The sequence below is a fragment of the Rhodococcus sp. USK13 genome, assembly GCF_018343855.1.
Lineage (GTDB): Bacteria > Actinomycetota > Actinomycetes > Mycobacteriales > Mycobacteriaceae > Rhodococcus_F > Rhodococcus_F oxybenzonivorans.
This window is the reverse complement of the sequence record NZ_CP069242.1, coordinates 3,536,372-3,549,875: the sequence shown is the minus strand read 5'-3', so window position 1 is coordinate 3,549,875 and position 13,504 is coordinate 3,536,372. Positions and strand designations below refer to the sequence as shown.

17 protein-coding genes and 1 pseudogene are annotated in these 13,504 nt (G+C 66.1%); 9 read left to right on the top strand and 9 right to left on the bottom strand.

What is annotated here, in order from left to right:
* Nucleotides 1-312: 312 nt before the first annotated feature.
* Nucleotides 313-1,905: a DEAD/DEAH box helicase gene (locus JQT59_RS18760; protein WP_213577327.1), complete on the top strand. Its 1,593-nt coding sequence runs from the start codon at nucleotides 313-315 to the stop codon at nucleotides 1,903-1,905.
* 9 nt (nucleotides 1,906-1,914) lie between these two features.
* Nucleotides 1,915-3,129: an Rv3212 family protein gene (locus JQT59_RS18755; RefSeq protein ID WP_213577325.1), complete on the top strand. Its 1,215-nt coding sequence runs from the start codon at nucleotides 1,915-1,917 to the stop codon at nucleotides 3,127-3,129.
* Here JQT59_RS18755 and JQT59_RS18750 read toward each other — a convergent pair.
* A complete protein-coding gene (locus tag JQT59_RS18750; RefSeq protein WP_213577323.1) occupies nucleotides 3,121-3,534 on the bottom strand; it encodes a VOC family protein in 414 nt (137 codons plus the stop codon). The genes JQT59_RS18755 and JQT59_RS18750 overlap by 9 nt on opposite strands.
* Before the next feature lie 68 nt (nucleotides 3,535-3,602).
* Nucleotides 3,603-4,195 (bottom strand): annotated as a pseudogene (locus JQT59_RS18745) (GlxA family transcriptional regulator); the annotation flags it as partial.
* Nucleotides 4,196-4,297: 102 nt separating this feature from the next.
* Here JQT59_RS18745 and JQT59_RS18740 point away from each other — a divergent pair.
* On the top strand, nucleotides 4,298-5,128 hold the full coding sequence (locus JQT59_RS18740; RefSeq protein ID WP_213577321.1) for an SDR family oxidoreductase: 831 nt from the start codon (nucleotides 4,298-4,300) through the stop codon (nucleotides 5,126-5,128).
* Here JQT59_RS18740 and JQT59_RS18735 read toward each other — a convergent pair.
* Nucleotides 5,100-5,897 (bottom strand): ParA family protein, encoded by a 798-nt coding sequence (locus JQT59_RS18735; RefSeq protein ID WP_213577319.1) that lies wholly within the window; start codon nucleotides 5,895-5,897, stop codon nucleotides 5,100-5,102. The genes JQT59_RS18740 and JQT59_RS18735 overlap by 29 nt on opposite strands.
* Before the next feature lie 69 nt (nucleotides 5,898-5,966).
* Between JQT59_RS18735 and JQT59_RS18730 the strand changes: the two genes are divergently transcribed.
* Entirely contained in the window at nucleotides 5,967-6,581 is a 615-nt protein-coding gene (locus tag JQT59_RS18730) for an acid phosphatase (RefSeq protein ID WP_213577317.1), read from the top strand.
* Nucleotides 6,578-7,057 carry a GNAT family N-acetyltransferase gene (locus JQT59_RS18725; protein WP_159925907.1) on the top strand — a complete coding sequence of 160 codons (480 nt, stop codon included), beginning with the start codon at nucleotides 6,578-6,580 and terminating at the stop codon, nucleotides 7,055-7,057. The genes JQT59_RS18730 and JQT59_RS18725 overlap by 4 nt, the downstream gene beginning before the upstream one ends.
* Before the next feature lie 3 nt (nucleotides 7,058-7,060).
* On the opposite strand, the gene JQT59_RS18720 is transcribed toward JQT59_RS18725, so the two are convergent.
* A complete protein-coding gene (locus tag JQT59_RS18720) occupies nucleotides 7,061-7,474 on the bottom strand; it encodes a hypothetical protein (protein WP_109331244.1) in 414 nt (137 codons plus the stop codon).
* A gap of 75 nt (nucleotides 7,475-7,549) precedes the next feature.
* Between JQT59_RS18720 and JQT59_RS18715 the strand changes: the two genes are divergently transcribed.
* Together JQT59_RS18715 and JQT59_RS18710 are read left to right on the top strand one after the other, a co-directional pair.
* Complete coding sequence (locus JQT59_RS18715) at nucleotides 7,550-8,503, top strand: diacylglycerol/lipid kinase family protein (RefSeq protein ID WP_213577859.1); 954 nt, start codon at nucleotides 7,550-7,552, stop codon at nucleotides 8,501-8,503.
* Between the two features lie 239 nt (nucleotides 8,504-8,742).
* Nucleotides 8,743-8,997, top strand: coding sequence for a WhiB family transcriptional regulator (locus tag JQT59_RS18710; protein ID WP_005240099.1), 255 nt, complete (start codon nucleotides 8,743-8,745; stop codon nucleotides 8,995-8,997).
* Between the two features lie 80 nt (nucleotides 8,998-9,077).
* Here JQT59_RS18710 and JQT59_RS18705 read toward each other — a convergent pair whose 3' ends face one another.
* Nucleotides 9,078-10,589, bottom strand: coding sequence for a sensor histidine kinase (locus JQT59_RS18705; RefSeq protein WP_159925903.1), 1,512 nt, complete (start codon nucleotides 10,587-10,589; stop codon nucleotides 9,078-9,080).
* Nucleotides 10,590-10,613: 24 nt separating this feature from the next.
* Nucleotides 10,614-10,829: a biotin/lipoyl-binding carrier protein gene (locus JQT59_RS18700; protein ID WP_005240095.1), complete on the bottom strand. Its 216-nt coding sequence runs from the start codon at nucleotides 10,827-10,829 to the stop codon at nucleotides 10,614-10,616.
* A gap of 92 nt (nucleotides 10,830-10,921) precedes the next feature.
* Here JQT59_RS18700 and JQT59_RS38420 point away from each other — a divergent pair, with 92 nt between their 5' ends.
* Nucleotides 10,922-10,996: a 50S ribosomal protein bL37 gene (locus tag JQT59_RS38420; RefSeq protein WP_022597109.1), complete on the top strand. Its 75-nt coding sequence runs from the start codon at nucleotides 10,922-10,924 to the stop codon at nucleotides 10,994-10,996.
* 71 nt (nucleotides 10,997-11,067) lie between these two features.
* Here JQT59_RS38420 and rsrA read toward each other — a convergent pair whose 3' ends face one another.
* On the bottom strand, nucleotides 11,068-11,349 hold the full coding sequence (rsrA, locus tag JQT59_RS18695) for a mycothiol system anti-sigma-R factor (RefSeq protein WP_213577315.1): 282 nt from the start codon (nucleotides 11,347-11,349) through the stop codon (nucleotides 11,068-11,070).
* Nucleotides 11,346-12,002: a sigma-70 family RNA polymerase sigma factor gene (locus tag JQT59_RS18690; protein WP_502939862.1), complete on the bottom strand. Its 657-nt coding sequence runs from the start codon at nucleotides 12,000-12,002 to the stop codon at nucleotides 11,346-11,348. Before JQT59_RS18690 ends, rsrA begins: the two co-directional genes overlap by 4 nt.
* Before the next feature lie 201 nt (nucleotides 12,003-12,203).
* On the opposite strand from JQT59_RS18690, the gene ybaK reads away from it, so the two are divergent.
* A complete protein-coding gene (gene ybaK / locus JQT59_RS18685) occupies nucleotides 12,204-12,698 on the top strand; it encodes a Cys-tRNA(Pro) deacylase (RefSeq protein ID WP_109331250.1) in 495 nt (164 codons plus the stop codon).
* On the opposite strand, the gene JQT59_RS18680 is transcribed toward ybaK, so the two are convergent.
* Nucleotides 12,685-13,437 carry an SOS response-associated peptidase gene (locus JQT59_RS18680; protein ID WP_213577855.1) on the bottom strand — a complete coding sequence of 251 codons (753 nt, stop codon included), beginning with the start codon at nucleotides 13,435-13,437 and terminating at the stop codon, nucleotides 12,685-12,687. The two genes, ybaK and JQT59_RS18680, sit on opposite strands and share 14 nt — an antisense overlap.
* Nucleotides 13,438-13,504: the final 67 nt, after the last annotated feature.

Genomic DNA, 13,504 nt, shown 5'->3' with positions numbered 1-13,504 from the left:
TAGTGCGTCGGGGAGTGACATTCCCCATGAGCAACCGGCGAGCGGGCGTTGTCCGGCTACAATGATGGTGGATAACCGCTCGTCGCCACGTTCGTCACCATCGAACGCCGGTCCGGCACTGATCGCGTTCACGATGTGGTCAGCGGTTCTCCACCGATAATGTGCGCGCACCTGATCGACGGTCCCAGCCGCGCCTCGCCGAAATTCTTCGAATTTCCGCGCTGAGGCAGAGGCAGGATCACTCGGAAGAGGACCTCGACAAGCGTCGACTGGGAAATCGGGCCGAACAGCGGCCTGGCCCTTACCTCGTGCGTGCGTGCAGCTACGAGGAAGGCTAGTCCCCTGAGCAAGATCACTGTCGACCATGAAGACGACGCGACCGAGACCACGCTGTCTGCGCAGCTCGACTCCACTCACGTTGCTCCCACCTTTGCCGAACTCGGTGTTCGTGACGAAATCGTCCGGGCTCTCGACGAGCAGGGCATCGAGCGCACGTTCGCCATCCAGGAACTGACCCTGCCGCTCGCCCTCGCAGGCGACGACCTGATCGGTCAGGCCCGCACGGGCATGGGAAAGACCTTCGGTTTCGGTGTCCCGCTGCTTCACCGCATCTCCAGTGGCACCACCGGAACGGCCAAGCTCGACGGCACCCCCCGGGCACTGGTCATCGTGCCGACCCGCGAGCTGTGCATTCAGGTCACCAAGGACCTCGACAACGCGGCGAAGTACCTGAAGGGCGAGAAGAACAAGCTCGAGGTTCTCGCCATCTACGGTGGCCGCCCGTACGAAACGCAGATCGCAACGCTCCAGAAGGGCGCCGACGTCGTCGTGGGCACCCCGGGCCGCCTGCTCGACCTCGCCAACCAGGGTCATCTGATCCTGGGCAAGGTCGAGGTCCTCGTTCTCGACGAGGCCGACGAGATGCTCGACCTGGGCTTTCTGCCCGACATCGAGCGCATCCTCGGGATGGTGCCGGGCAAGCGTCAGACGATGCTGTTCTCGGCGACCATGCCGGGTCCGATCATCACGCTGGCCCGCACGTTCCTCACCCAGCCGACGCACATCCGCGCCGAGCAGGCCGACGACTCTGCGGTGCACGACCGGACCAGCCAGCACATCTACCGGGCGCACGCGCTCGATAAGGCGGAGATGGTGGCCCGCGTGCTGCAGGCCGAGGGCCGCGGCGCGACGATGATCTTCACCCGCACCAAGCGCACCGCCCAGAAGGTCGCCGACGATCTCGCCGAGCGCGGTTTCTCCGTGGGCTCCGTCCACGGCGATCTCAATCAGGTCGCTCGTGAGAAGGCGCTGAAGGCGTTCCGCACAGGCAAGATCGACGTACTGGTCGCAACGGACGTCGCGGCCCGCGGCATCGACATCGACGACGTCACCCACGTCATCAACTACCAGTGCCCGGAGGACGAGAAGACGTACGTCCACCGGATCGGCCGCACCGGCCGGGCGGGCCGCACCGGCATCGCGGTCACGCTGGTGGACTGGGACGACATTCCGCGGTGGCAGCTCATCGACAAAGCCCTGGGCCTCGACATCCCGGACCCCGTCGAGACTTACTCCAGCTCACCCCACCTGTACGAAGAGCTGTCGATCCCGGCGGGGACGACCGGCTCGGTGAAGGCGGCTCCGGCGGCGAAAGCCGAGAAGCCCGCGCCCGTCGAGGACGGCGACAGCACCGAGCGGGCTCCTCGCCCGATTCGCACCCGTGCCCGGCGCCGCACACGGGGTGGGCATCCTACCGACAGTGTCGGCCCCAAGTCGGTCACAGCCGAGACGACGGCCCCCGAATCCGCTGCTTCCGGCGACACCGAGGGTGACGGTGCATCCGCGCCGCGCCGTCGTCGTCGCCGCCGGACCTCGAAGGTCGGCGCCACGACGAACGCGGAGTAAATTACTACCGTGCTCGCACCTGAGCGGCGCTCGCGCGCCGATCTCGCCGTCGCGGCCGGAATCGCACTGATTGTGACGGTCGCCCTGGTCGTCGTGTGGTTCCGTAGCGACGCAAGGGGCACCACTTCGGTGACGGCGGCCGAGCCGCCCTCTGCACTCGTCACGGCTCTGGCCGTGCCCGAGAATCTCGATCCGCTGTGGGAAGCGTCGAGCGCCGTCCCCACTGCACCTCTCGTCGCCGCCGGCGCCGTGGTGACCGCGGACGGTGGTGACGTCGTCGGACGTGACCGTACGTCCGGTGACGAGCTGTGGCGGTACTCCCGGGATCGTGAGCTGTGCGGTGTGACCGCCTCGTGGGACAAAGTCGTGGCGGTCTACCGCGACGAGCGAGGGTGCTCTCAGGTGACGGAACTCGACGGCGGCACCGGTGCCCGGGTAGCGCAGCGTTCCAGTGACGCCGACCCCGAGGTGATGTTGTCGGCGGATGGAACCTATGTCACCGCGCGTGGGAACAGCCGACTCGAGCTGTGGCGCTCCGATTTGGTGCGCACCGTCGAATACGGCCGCGTCGGCGCACCCGTCAACCCCGGCAAACAGCCTCGCAGCGGATGCACGTTGCTCGACGTCGGTTCCAGCAGTAGCCGGCTCGCCGTGCTCGAGCGTTGCCCCGGCGAGGAGGGTGACCGACTGACCGTCATGAACCCGTCACCGAAGGACAATCAAGAGCCCGAAGAGTACGGGTCCAGCGTCCTCGCCGGCGTCGAGGCAGGGGTCGAGGGTGCTCGGGTTCTCGGCGTGTCCGGTGAAACCATTGCCGTCTATCTACCCGGCGGGAAGTCCACCGGTCCGCGGATCGGTCTGTTCGACGGCACCGGCAACGCAGTCTCCGAGTACTCTCTCACCTCTGCAGTGGGGCCCGATTCGGTCACTGCGGCAAGCAGTTCCGTCGTCACGTGGTGGACGGGTTCCGATGTCGTGACTTTGGGCGCCGCAGATCTTGCGCCACGGTGGAGCTTTCCCGGCGCCCTCGGTCCCGGGGCCGTGATGGCGGGCAGCCTCCTCGTGCCGGTCGACAACGGGATCGCTGTTCTCGACCTGTCGACGGGTGCGCGGCTGAGAACCATTCCGGTCGAACGCGATCCCGGTACGGGACCGATCACCACCGCTGTGGCGGGCGACCTCGTCATCGAGCAACGTGGCGACCGGATCACCGTCCTAAGCTGACGGGGTGGAGGATTCCGCGATCACAACAAGGTAGCCGTCGAGGTCACGCAACCAGATCTCCCGGTGGCCCGCATTGGGGTTGAAGTGAACGTCGGTCACGATGTCGACATCCGAAACTCGTATTCGTGTCAGCACATCGTCGAAGTCACCGGCCTCGAACCAGATCGCCACCCCGTTACCCCTCGGGAGCGCCGGGTCGCACAGCGCGCCATGATGGTGGCCGAGGTCGATCCTGTGCAATTGCAGGATCAGAACGCCGTCGACGAGAAGTTGCTCGTACTCGCATCCCCCGTGGCCGCTCACCGCTCCGAGGACGTGGCAATACCAGTCGGCGGCCCGTTCGACGTCGGCTACGGAGACGAGCGGTTGCGCCCGTATTTTCGGGATCGTGCTCGGTGGCGTCATGCCTGTGACGGTAACGTGGCCCGACCCCCCGAGGCTTGGACAAATGCGCACACACACGACGCGTCCGGTCAGCGGAAGGTGGCCCGGTATGCAGTCGGGGACACCCCGAGTGTGCGTCCCAGATGCTGCCGCAGGGAGGTGGCGGTGCCGAAACCTGATGCGTCCGCGCCCTCGTCGACCGGCAGGTCGGTGTTCTCCAGCAATTCCCGGGCACGATTGATGCGCTGCTCGACGAGCCACGGGTCGGAGACATGCCAGTTTCCATGCGAAATTTCCGCGTGAACGTGCGCACACTCATCGACTCCTGCGCAGCGAGTTCGCGCAGGGACACCGGTTGGTCGAGCCGGGACAACGCCCAGGCCCGCGCAGCCGAAGTCGAGGTTGTTCCGGTCTCCGGAACGGGTTCGGTGATGAACTGGGCCTGCCCCCCGCTCCGATGGGGCGGCACCACGGTGCCTCTGGCCACCTCGTTCGCTACCGACGCCCCGTGGTCGCACCGAATCATGTAATGACACAGGTCGATTCCCGACGCCACACCCGCCGCGGTGAGCACCGCGCCTTCGTGGGTATAGAGCACCCCGGGGTCGAGATCGACGTCGGGGTAGAGCCGCCGGAACGCGTCGGCTGATTTCCAGTGCGTGGTCGCGCGGCGGTTGTGCATCGCTCTCCCGGAACCACGGGATTCCGGGCTCATTATGGCGAAGTGGCACGATCCGAGCAGAACTCCGCCCTCGCGCGAGCTGTAACGTGTTCTAATTCTTCAATGGCAACCTACGTGATCACGGGCGCCGCGTCAGGCATCGGCGCCGCCACCGGTCAGCTACTCATCTCGGCCGGTCACAACGTCATCGGTGTCGACCTCGCGAACACCCACGTCGTCGCCGACCTGTCGACCCCTGAAGGCCGGTCTGCGGCGGTGGCGGCAGTAACCGAGGTCAGCGAAGGAGTCGTGCACGGGCTCGTGTGCTGTGCGGGACTCGGACCGCTCTCCCACGCTCCCGGCGGGACACTCGTCGCTGTCAACTACTTCGGCGCTGTCGACCTCGCCACCGGACTGCGGCCGGCGCTCGAGCGGGCCGAGGGTGCGTCGGTGGTCGTGATCTCGTCGAGCAGCACTACCACCCAACCGGGCATCTCGGAACACCTCGTAGCCGCATGCCTCGATGGCGACGAGGCCAGAGCCCTGGAACTCGGGGACGAGGCCACCGCCATTCCGGCATACCCGGCGTCCAAGCTGGCGCTGGCCTGGTGGGTCCGGCGCGAAGCCGTCCGCACCGAATGGGTCGGGCGGAAGATCCGCCTCAACGCCGTCGCACCGGGGATGATCGACACACCGATGACGAACGGGCCCGACCTCGACCCCGAGCTGGCGAAAGCCCTGGATTTCTACCCAGTACCACTGGGACGCCGCGGCCGGCCCGAGGAGATCGCAGCCGTGGTCGAGTTCCTGGTGGGACCGGGCTCCACACTCCTCTGCGGAAGTGTCGTTTTCGCCGACGGCGGCACGGATGCATTACTCCGGCAACAGGATTGGCCTGCGGCCTGGAACCCGACCCCTGAGGACCTTACTCGGCACTTCCAGTCGAGAACGTGACCAGCTCGGACCCGGCCCAGTGCTTCGCCAGGTTGTCCGCCAGGTCACGATAGGCCTGCGCACCCTTGTTCTTGCGCCCTGCCAGAACGGTGGCGCCGGACGCCGTCGCCTCCGCGAACCGGACGGTCCGCGGAATCGGCGGCGACAGGACCGGCAGATCGTATCTGTCGGACACATCGGACAGTACGTCGCGACTGTGCGTGGTCCGGGCGTCGTAGAGCGTGGGCAGTGCACCGAGCAGCACGAGGTCGGGGTTGGTGATCTGCTGGACCTCCCGGACCGTCCGCAGCAGCTGGCCCACACCGCGATGGGCGAGCGTTTCACATTGCAGCGGGACCAGCACCGATTGCGAAGCAGTGAGACCGTTGAGCGTGAGCACCCCGAGCGACGGCGGGCAGTCGATGATGACGGTGTCGTAGTCGTCCAGTAGCGATGCCAGAGCGCGCTTGAGGGCGAACTCGCGCCCGGGACGCATCAGGAGCAACGCTTCCGCACCGGCCAGGTCGATCGTGGCAGGAAGCAGATCGACACCGTCCTCGGTGGGGATCACGGCATCCTTCGCAGCGAGGTCGCCGGTCAGCACCTCGTGGACCGAGGCCTCGAGGCGGTCAGGATTGTGGCCCAGGGAGAAGGTCAGACATCCCTGCGGATCGAGATCGACCACCAAAACCTTGTGGCCCAGCGCAACGAGCGCCGCACCCAGAGAAGCGACGGTGGTGGTCTTGGCGACCCCACCCTTCTGATTTGCCACTGCAAGAACCGTTGTCACGGCTCGATCCTGTCCTACTTCGCCCCTCGAGGCGAGCCTTACACGCGATTCGACTGACATGATGGATCAATGCCACCGAGTGATTCGCCGTCAGAACGTCGGATCGTCCTCCTCCGGCACGGCGAGACAGAATGGGCGCGTGCCGGTAAACACACAGGTCGCACGGATATCCCGCTCACCGACGTGGGCGAACGGCAGGCCCGGACGCTGGGCACCGCACTCGACGCTCTGGGACTGCGCAATCCACTCGTGATCGTCAGCCCCCGCCGCCGCGCCCAGGACACCGCTCAGCTCGCGGGACTGAAGATCCACCGCACGTGGGACGCGCTCGTCGAATGGGACTACGGCGCCTACGAGGGTCTGACGACGCCGGACATACGCACGAAGGTGCCCGACTGGACGGTGTGGACTCATCCCTGTCCGCGCGGAGAACAGGCGGAGCAGATTCATGCCCGGTGCGATCTCGTCCTCTCGGTTGCCCATTCGCAGCTTCCCGACCGCGACGTGATCCTCGTCGGGCACGGCCACTTCTCTCGCGCCCTCATCGCGCGGTGGGCGGATCTGCCGGTAAGCGAGGGGCGCCGATTCGCACTGTCTCCCGGCGCCTACTCGATACTGGGTTTCGAGCACGGCGCACAACAACTGGTCACTCACAACGTGACGATCGAGGAAGGTTCCCGATGATCAGACGCGCACGACCCGAGGACGTCTCTGCCATCACGGCCATGATCTACGAGCTCGCCGAACACCAGAAGGCGCGCGACGCGTGCACCGTCACGGCAGAGCAAATGCAGGACGCGCTCTTCGGACCGCAGCCGTCCACCTTTGCGCACGTCGCCGAGAGCGACGACGGGCGCGTGGTCGGCATCGCAGTCTGGTTCCGCAATTTCTCCACGTGGGACGGCACCCACGGTATCTACCTCGAGGACCTGTTCGTCAGCCCCTCCGAACGAGGTGCCGGGCACGGCAAAGCGCTGCTCGCCACACTCGCCAAGGAGTGCATCGACAACGGCTACACGCGACTGTCGTGGTCGGTGATCAATTGGAATACTCCGTCGATCGAGTTCTACGAATCGCTCGACGCTCATCCTCAGGACGAGTGGACCACCTACCGGCTCACCGGGGACCCGCTGGGAAAGCTGGCATCCGAGGTGAGCTGACTGTCATTCGTCCTGACCGTATTCGGCGGCCATCCACTTCGACGTGGGGCTGCTGAACAGGCAGCCGAGAGCACCGATCACCACGACCCCGAGCAGGACACCGAACACGGGCTGGTGTGAATCGGTGAGAAGCGACCACGCCACCGGGAGCAGGAGCAACTGCGCGACGATCGCGATGGCCCGACCCCAGCGCCTGCCGAAGATCAACGCCACGCCCGCGGCGAGCACTGCGCCACCGAGGATGGCGAACCATGCCGCGGTTCCGTAGCCGCTGCTCACACTCTGATCGTGGCCGAGCAGCCCACGCACGACCAGCACGACGGCCACCCCGACGGCGACGGCACCCTCGAGCGACACCAGTGCACCCGCGGAGCGGACCGTTGCGGGCGTGGACTGGCTGAGAGGCGGCTTCGGCACGCGGCAAGCCTAGAACACCGAGACGCCGGCAGGCTCGGGACGGTGACGCACAACGCCCCACTAGTCTTGGTCCCTGTGCGCGCGCTGCTGATCGTCAATCCGAATGCCACCTCGACGACCCCCGCCGGGCGCGACCTCCTCGCTCATGCACTGTCGAGCAGAGTGCGATTGACGGTGGCGCACACGACGCACCGCGGCCACGCCGCCGAACTCGCGCAGCAGGCCTGTGTGGACGGAATGGGGTTGATCATCGTCCACGGCGGCGACGGCACCGTCAACGAAGTCGTCAACGGCCTCCTGGGTACGCCCCCGCCGGGGTCGACACGAGTCGAGTCGGTGGGACCGGTTCCGCCGATCGCCGTCGTACCCGGAGGTTCGGCGAACGTGTTCGCCCGGTCACTCGGCATCGCCGCCGATCCTGTCGATGCCACCAACCAGCTCATCGCCCTGCTGGCGCGCGGGGAGCTGCGCAGGATCGGTCTGGCCCACTGCGACAACCGCTGGTTTGCGTTCAACGCGGGTCTCGGGTGGGACGCCGCGGTCTGTGAGGCCGTGGACGCCCACCGCAAGAACGGCCGACCGGCCACGCCTGCCCAGTACGTGCGGGCAGCGGTCCGGGTCTTCTTCCGGTCGAAGAACGCCGAGCCGACGCTCACGGTGCACGTTCCCGGGCAGGAACGGGTCGAGGGCGTCCACTACGCATTCGTGTCGAATGCCAGTCCGTGGACGTATCTGAACAAACGGGAGGTCCACACCAACCCGGACACGAATTACGACAGTGGGCTCGGCATCTTCGCCATGACCTCCACGTCGATCGTCACCACACTTCGTGTGGCCCGCCAGTTGTTGACCCCCGGTGCCAGTCCGCGCGCGAAGAAGCTCATCAGGGTCGACGACGTGCCGTCGGTGCGAATCTCGGCGTCCCGGCCGATCGGACTGCAGATGGACGGCGATTACATCGGCCTGTGCAACGACGTGGAGTTCGTGTCGGTGCCGGAGGCCCTGGACGTGGTTGCGCCCAGATCCTGAGCAGACCTCGAGAAATCGGGTTTCCACCTCGCGGGCCGGGCTGCCATGGGGTACAAAGGACGGCGCGCCTCATAGGGCGACCTTAGTAAGTGAGTTCCCCCACGGTGCGGCGGATTTCTATTGACATCCCGCCAGTTCGTGAAAGCATTCACAAGCAACAGTGCGGAAACATTCTCTACGCACAGATGAACTCACCAAGACAAAATGGTGCATTACGCACCCAGTTAAGGAGCAGAAGGATGGACTGGCGCCACAAGGCAATCTGTCGCGACGAAGACCCCGAGTTGTTCTTTCCCGTAGGCAACAGCGGTCCGGCTCTCGCGCAGATCGCCGATGCCAAGGTTGTCTGCAACCGCTGCCCGGTCACCGCCGAATGCCTCTCCTGGGCTCTCGAGTCGGGCCAGGACGCCGGTGTCTGGGGCGGTATGAGCGAAGACGAGCGACGCGCACTCAAGCGCCGTAACGCGCGCACGCGGGCCCGCACGACCGTATAGAAGTACTTCGAGGAAGACGGGCCCGGCACCACATGGTGCCGGGCCTCTTGCTTTGTGCACCCTCTTGCTTTTGGGGGCCGTCACGTCGCGTTCCAGTACCGAGGTCCGCGGCGGCCCAGCGGAACCCGCAGCACTGCGTCCGTTCCGCCGTCCGTTCCCGGGTGCAGGCCCAGGGAACCGTTCAGTTCGGCGGCCACGAGTGTCCGGACGATCTGCAGGCCGAGACGATCGGAACGTTCGAGGCTGAAACCGGGCGGCAGGCCTTTCCCGTCGTCGTGGATCACCACGTCGAGCCAGCGTGCGGACCTCTCGGCGCGCATCGTGACCGTCCCGGGTGCACCGGGTTCGAAGGCGTGCTCGATGGCGTTCTGCACGAGTTCGGTCAGGACCATGACGAGCGGTGTGGCCCGTTCCGCGGAGAACACCCCCAAACTTCCCTCACGCCGGACCTTGATGGGTGTGCTCACGGTTGCCACGTCGGACAGGATCGGTACCAGCCGGTCGACGACCTCGTCGAGGTTCACTTCCTCGTCCACGGACATCGACAACGTGTCGTGCACGAGCGCGATCGAGGTGACCCGGCGCACGGATTCCGTCAGCGCCTGGCGCGCTTCTTCGTTGTTGGTGCGCCGCGCCTGCAAACGGAGCAGGGCGGCCACCGTTTGCAGATTGTTCTTGACCCGGTGATGAATCTCACGGATCGTCGCATCCTTGCTGAGGAGCGCTCGATCGCGCCTCTTGACTTCCGTGACATCGCGGACGACGACGGCAGCGCCCACCCTTTTACCGCCGGGCTTGAGGACCAGCGCACGCAACAGCACCGTCGCTCCCCTCGCTTCGATCTCCATCCGCCTGCCGGGGATATCTGCCAGCGTGTCGCGGATATAGCCCGCAACCTCCTGCGACTCGAACGGGTCGGTGACCAGTGACCGCGTCGTGGCCGCCAGGTTGCGTCCCACCAGGTCGGAGCTCAGACCCATGCGGTGATAGGCGGACAAGGCGTTGGGGCTGGCATAGACGACGCGACCCTCGGTGTCGAGGCGGATGAAGCCGTCGCCGGCGCGGGGACTGGAATTGGTGTCCGACCGCGACTCCCGGATCGGGAAGGTACCGTCGCTGATCATCTGGCACAGGTCTTCGGCGCAGTCGAGGTAAGCCACTTCGAGCGGGCTCTGCGCCCGCTGATGCGACAGGTTCGTGTCCCGGCTGAGTACCGCGATCACCTCGCCGCCCCAGCGCACCGGGACGGCCTCGCCCCGCGGCGGCAGACCGGCATGCGTGCCACCATCCGTCGGCCGCACAACCCGCTCCTCGACGAGGGCCTGCAACACCTGCGGATGCTGGGACTCCGAGGCCACCGTTCCGACGACGTCCTCGGGATACGCGGTCGACGCAGTGGTGGGCCGGCAGTGGGCGACGCAGATCACCGTCCGCGTTTCTTTCGGGGACGCAGAATCCTCGACCCACAGCAGCACGTCGGCGAACGACAGATCGGCCAGGAGTTGCCACTCCCCGACCACTCTCTGCAGGTGATCGACGGCGGACCCGGGAAGATCGGTGTGCTCGGCGAGCAGATCGCTCAGGGTGGACATCGGCTGAGGGGACTTCGAGTCAGCTCACGAGATGACGGCGATGAGGTCGCCCTGCTGGATCACGTCGCCGACCTTGACATCCACGGAGGTGACGGTGCCGGGCTCCTCGGCGATGACGGGAATTTCCATCTTCATGGATTCCAGAATGACGAGGGTGTCGCCTTCCTTCACCTCGTCACCCGCACTGACCACAACCTGATACACCGTCGACACCATCTCGGCGCGCACGTCTTCTGCCATCGTGATCCTTACTCCCGGGGTCGAGAAAGCCCTGTTGCACAGACACCCAACCACACGTGGAACACTGTAGTGAAAAGAAGGGAGATCTACTCATGGGTAAGCGTGGTCGCAAGAAGCGCAGTCGCAAGGGCAATGCCGCCAACCACGGCAAGCGTCCCAACGCCTGACGCGCCGTAGAACGCACATCAGGGGCCGGAAAGCAGCACGCTTTCCGGCCCCTGACTGCTTGTCTGACGCCCTAAGTCTCGCGTTCGGTCTCTGTGATCAGGATGGTCCGCCGTAACTCGACGGAGAGCCGCTGCCGCAGGCTTTCGGGGGCGTGCTCGCCACCGCATTTGCGGCTCACCAAGCTCTTGACCTTCTCCTCGATCCCGTAGGCCTCGAGGCAGGAGCCACACTCGTCGAGATGCCGCTGCAGCCGCGCGCGCGAGGCCGCATCACATTCGCGGTCCAGCATCAGCCAGACGTCGGCGATCACCGCGGAGCAGTCGAGCTGCTCGAATTCGTCCTGCTCGCTCACCGGGAAACCTCCTGATCCGCACCTACGGCTGCCTCGGCCGGCAGCTCTCCGTTACCCCGGTTGAAGCCGCGTTCACGTGCGACGTCACTCAGCAGGCCGCGCAGCTGCTTACGTCCGCGGTGCAGACGCGACATCACGGTCCCGATGGGGGTACCCATGATGTCGGCAATCTCCTTGTACGGGAATCCCTCGACATCGGCGTAGTAGACGGCCATCCGGAACTCCTCCGGAAGCGCCTGCAGCGCCTCCTTGATGTCGTCGTCGGGAAGGGCATCGAGCGCCTCCACCTCGGCGGACCGCAAACCGGTAGACGAGTGCTCTGCCGTCGCTGCCAGCTGCCAGTCCGTGATCTCGTCGGTGGGGTATTGCGCGGGCTGCCGCTGTTTCTTCCGGTACGAGTTGATGTAGGTGTTGGTCAGGATCCGGTACAGCCAGGCCTTGAGATTGGTGCCCTCACGAAACGACCGGAATGCCGTATAGGCCTTCACGTACGTTTCCTGCACCAGATCTTCGGCATCCGCAGGGTTGCGCGTCATCCGCAGCGCAGCACCGTACAACTGATCCAGAAGTGGAAGCGCATCCCTTTCGAAACGCGCGATCAACTCGTCCTGGGGCTCGGGTCGGTCTGCCTTCGGACGGTCATGTTCGTGCACGCTGATCCCTTCGGTCGCCGTGGGCGTCAAGGCTACCGCCAACTGCAGACGCGACGTGGGCTCCGCTACCGTGGCCATCACGAGTAGGACCACTCCCTTCACTGGACGCTTGCTTCTGCCGGTACCAACACGGCTGCCCCCGACTGTGTTCCCGGGACGTACTCCTGAGGCCGCCGGGACGAGATGGCACAGTGTTCATCCATGGCCGGAACTGCGACCCCCGCGACCACCCTGCTCGGTAAACAGCGCGTCGCGCACCGGGTACACAGCTATGCGCACGACGCGCGCGCCGAGTCGTACGGCTCCGAGGCCGTCGACGCGCTCGCCGAAACGGTAGGGGTCGCGGCCCATCAAATTCTGAAGACCCTCGTGATCAAACTCGACACCGGCAAGCTCGCCGTCGCGGTCGTGCCGGTGCCGGACATGCTGTCGCTGAAGGCCGCAGCGGCGGCACTCGGGGCGGGTAGAGCGGTGATGGCCGAGCGGAGCGAGGCGGAGCGGTCGACCGGTTACGTTTTCGGGGGCATCTCGCCGCTCGGGCAGCGGAAGATCCTTCCGACCGTGATCGACGCCTCCGCCATGAACTGGGATCGGGTGCTGTGCAGTGCGGGTCGCCGGGGTGTGGAGATCGAACTCGCTCCAGCCGACCTGGTGCGGCTGAGCGGAGCGGTGGTCGCCGCCGTCACAGCAGGCTGAGCTGCTCTCCGGCCTGCGCTTGGTCGGGCATGCCCGGATCGTGCTCGAGTAGCTCGGGTCCGTTGTTCCGGACGTTGTTCACTCGGGTCGACACCCGGAGGATCCCGATGTCGGCGATGGCGTCGGTCGAGACCGTGAGTAGGTCGGCCGAGGCGGGTTGCCGAGGATCGAGCCAGGCGTCCCACCGGTCGCGCGGCAACACGAGCGGCATCCGATCGTGCACATCCGCCAACTGGGCAGCGGAGTCGACCGTGACGATGGCGCAACTCAGGACAGGTGCGGGGGCGCACACCGACCGGTCGTGCCATACGGACCACAGCCCTGCCACGTACAGACGGGAACCGTCCTGCGGCGACAGATAGTACGGAATCTTCTCGGTTCGGCGCGACGCCCGTCCCTGGCCGCCTGTGGCTTCGTTCTTCCACTCGAACCACCCGTCCATCGGCACCAGACACCGCGTGTGTGTGAACGCGTTCCGGAACGCGGGTTTGTCGATCGAGTCGGCGCGGGCGTTGAACAGGACGGGTCCGCCGCCGACTTTCCTCGACCACGGCGGGACGAGCCCCCACCTCATCCGCCGGACACGACGCGCGTCGTGGCGGTCGAGGACAGTGAGTACCTCGGTGGTCGGGGCGACGTTGAAATCCGGTCGACCCGGCTCCTCCCCCACCTCGTCGATGGCATCGAGGTCGGTCGCCAGCGTTGCCGGATCCGCAGTGGTCGCATACCTGCCACACATACCCACCAGAATGGCACGGACCACCGACACCGTGCCGAGCCGTCCATCCACCCACCCGACACGCCGC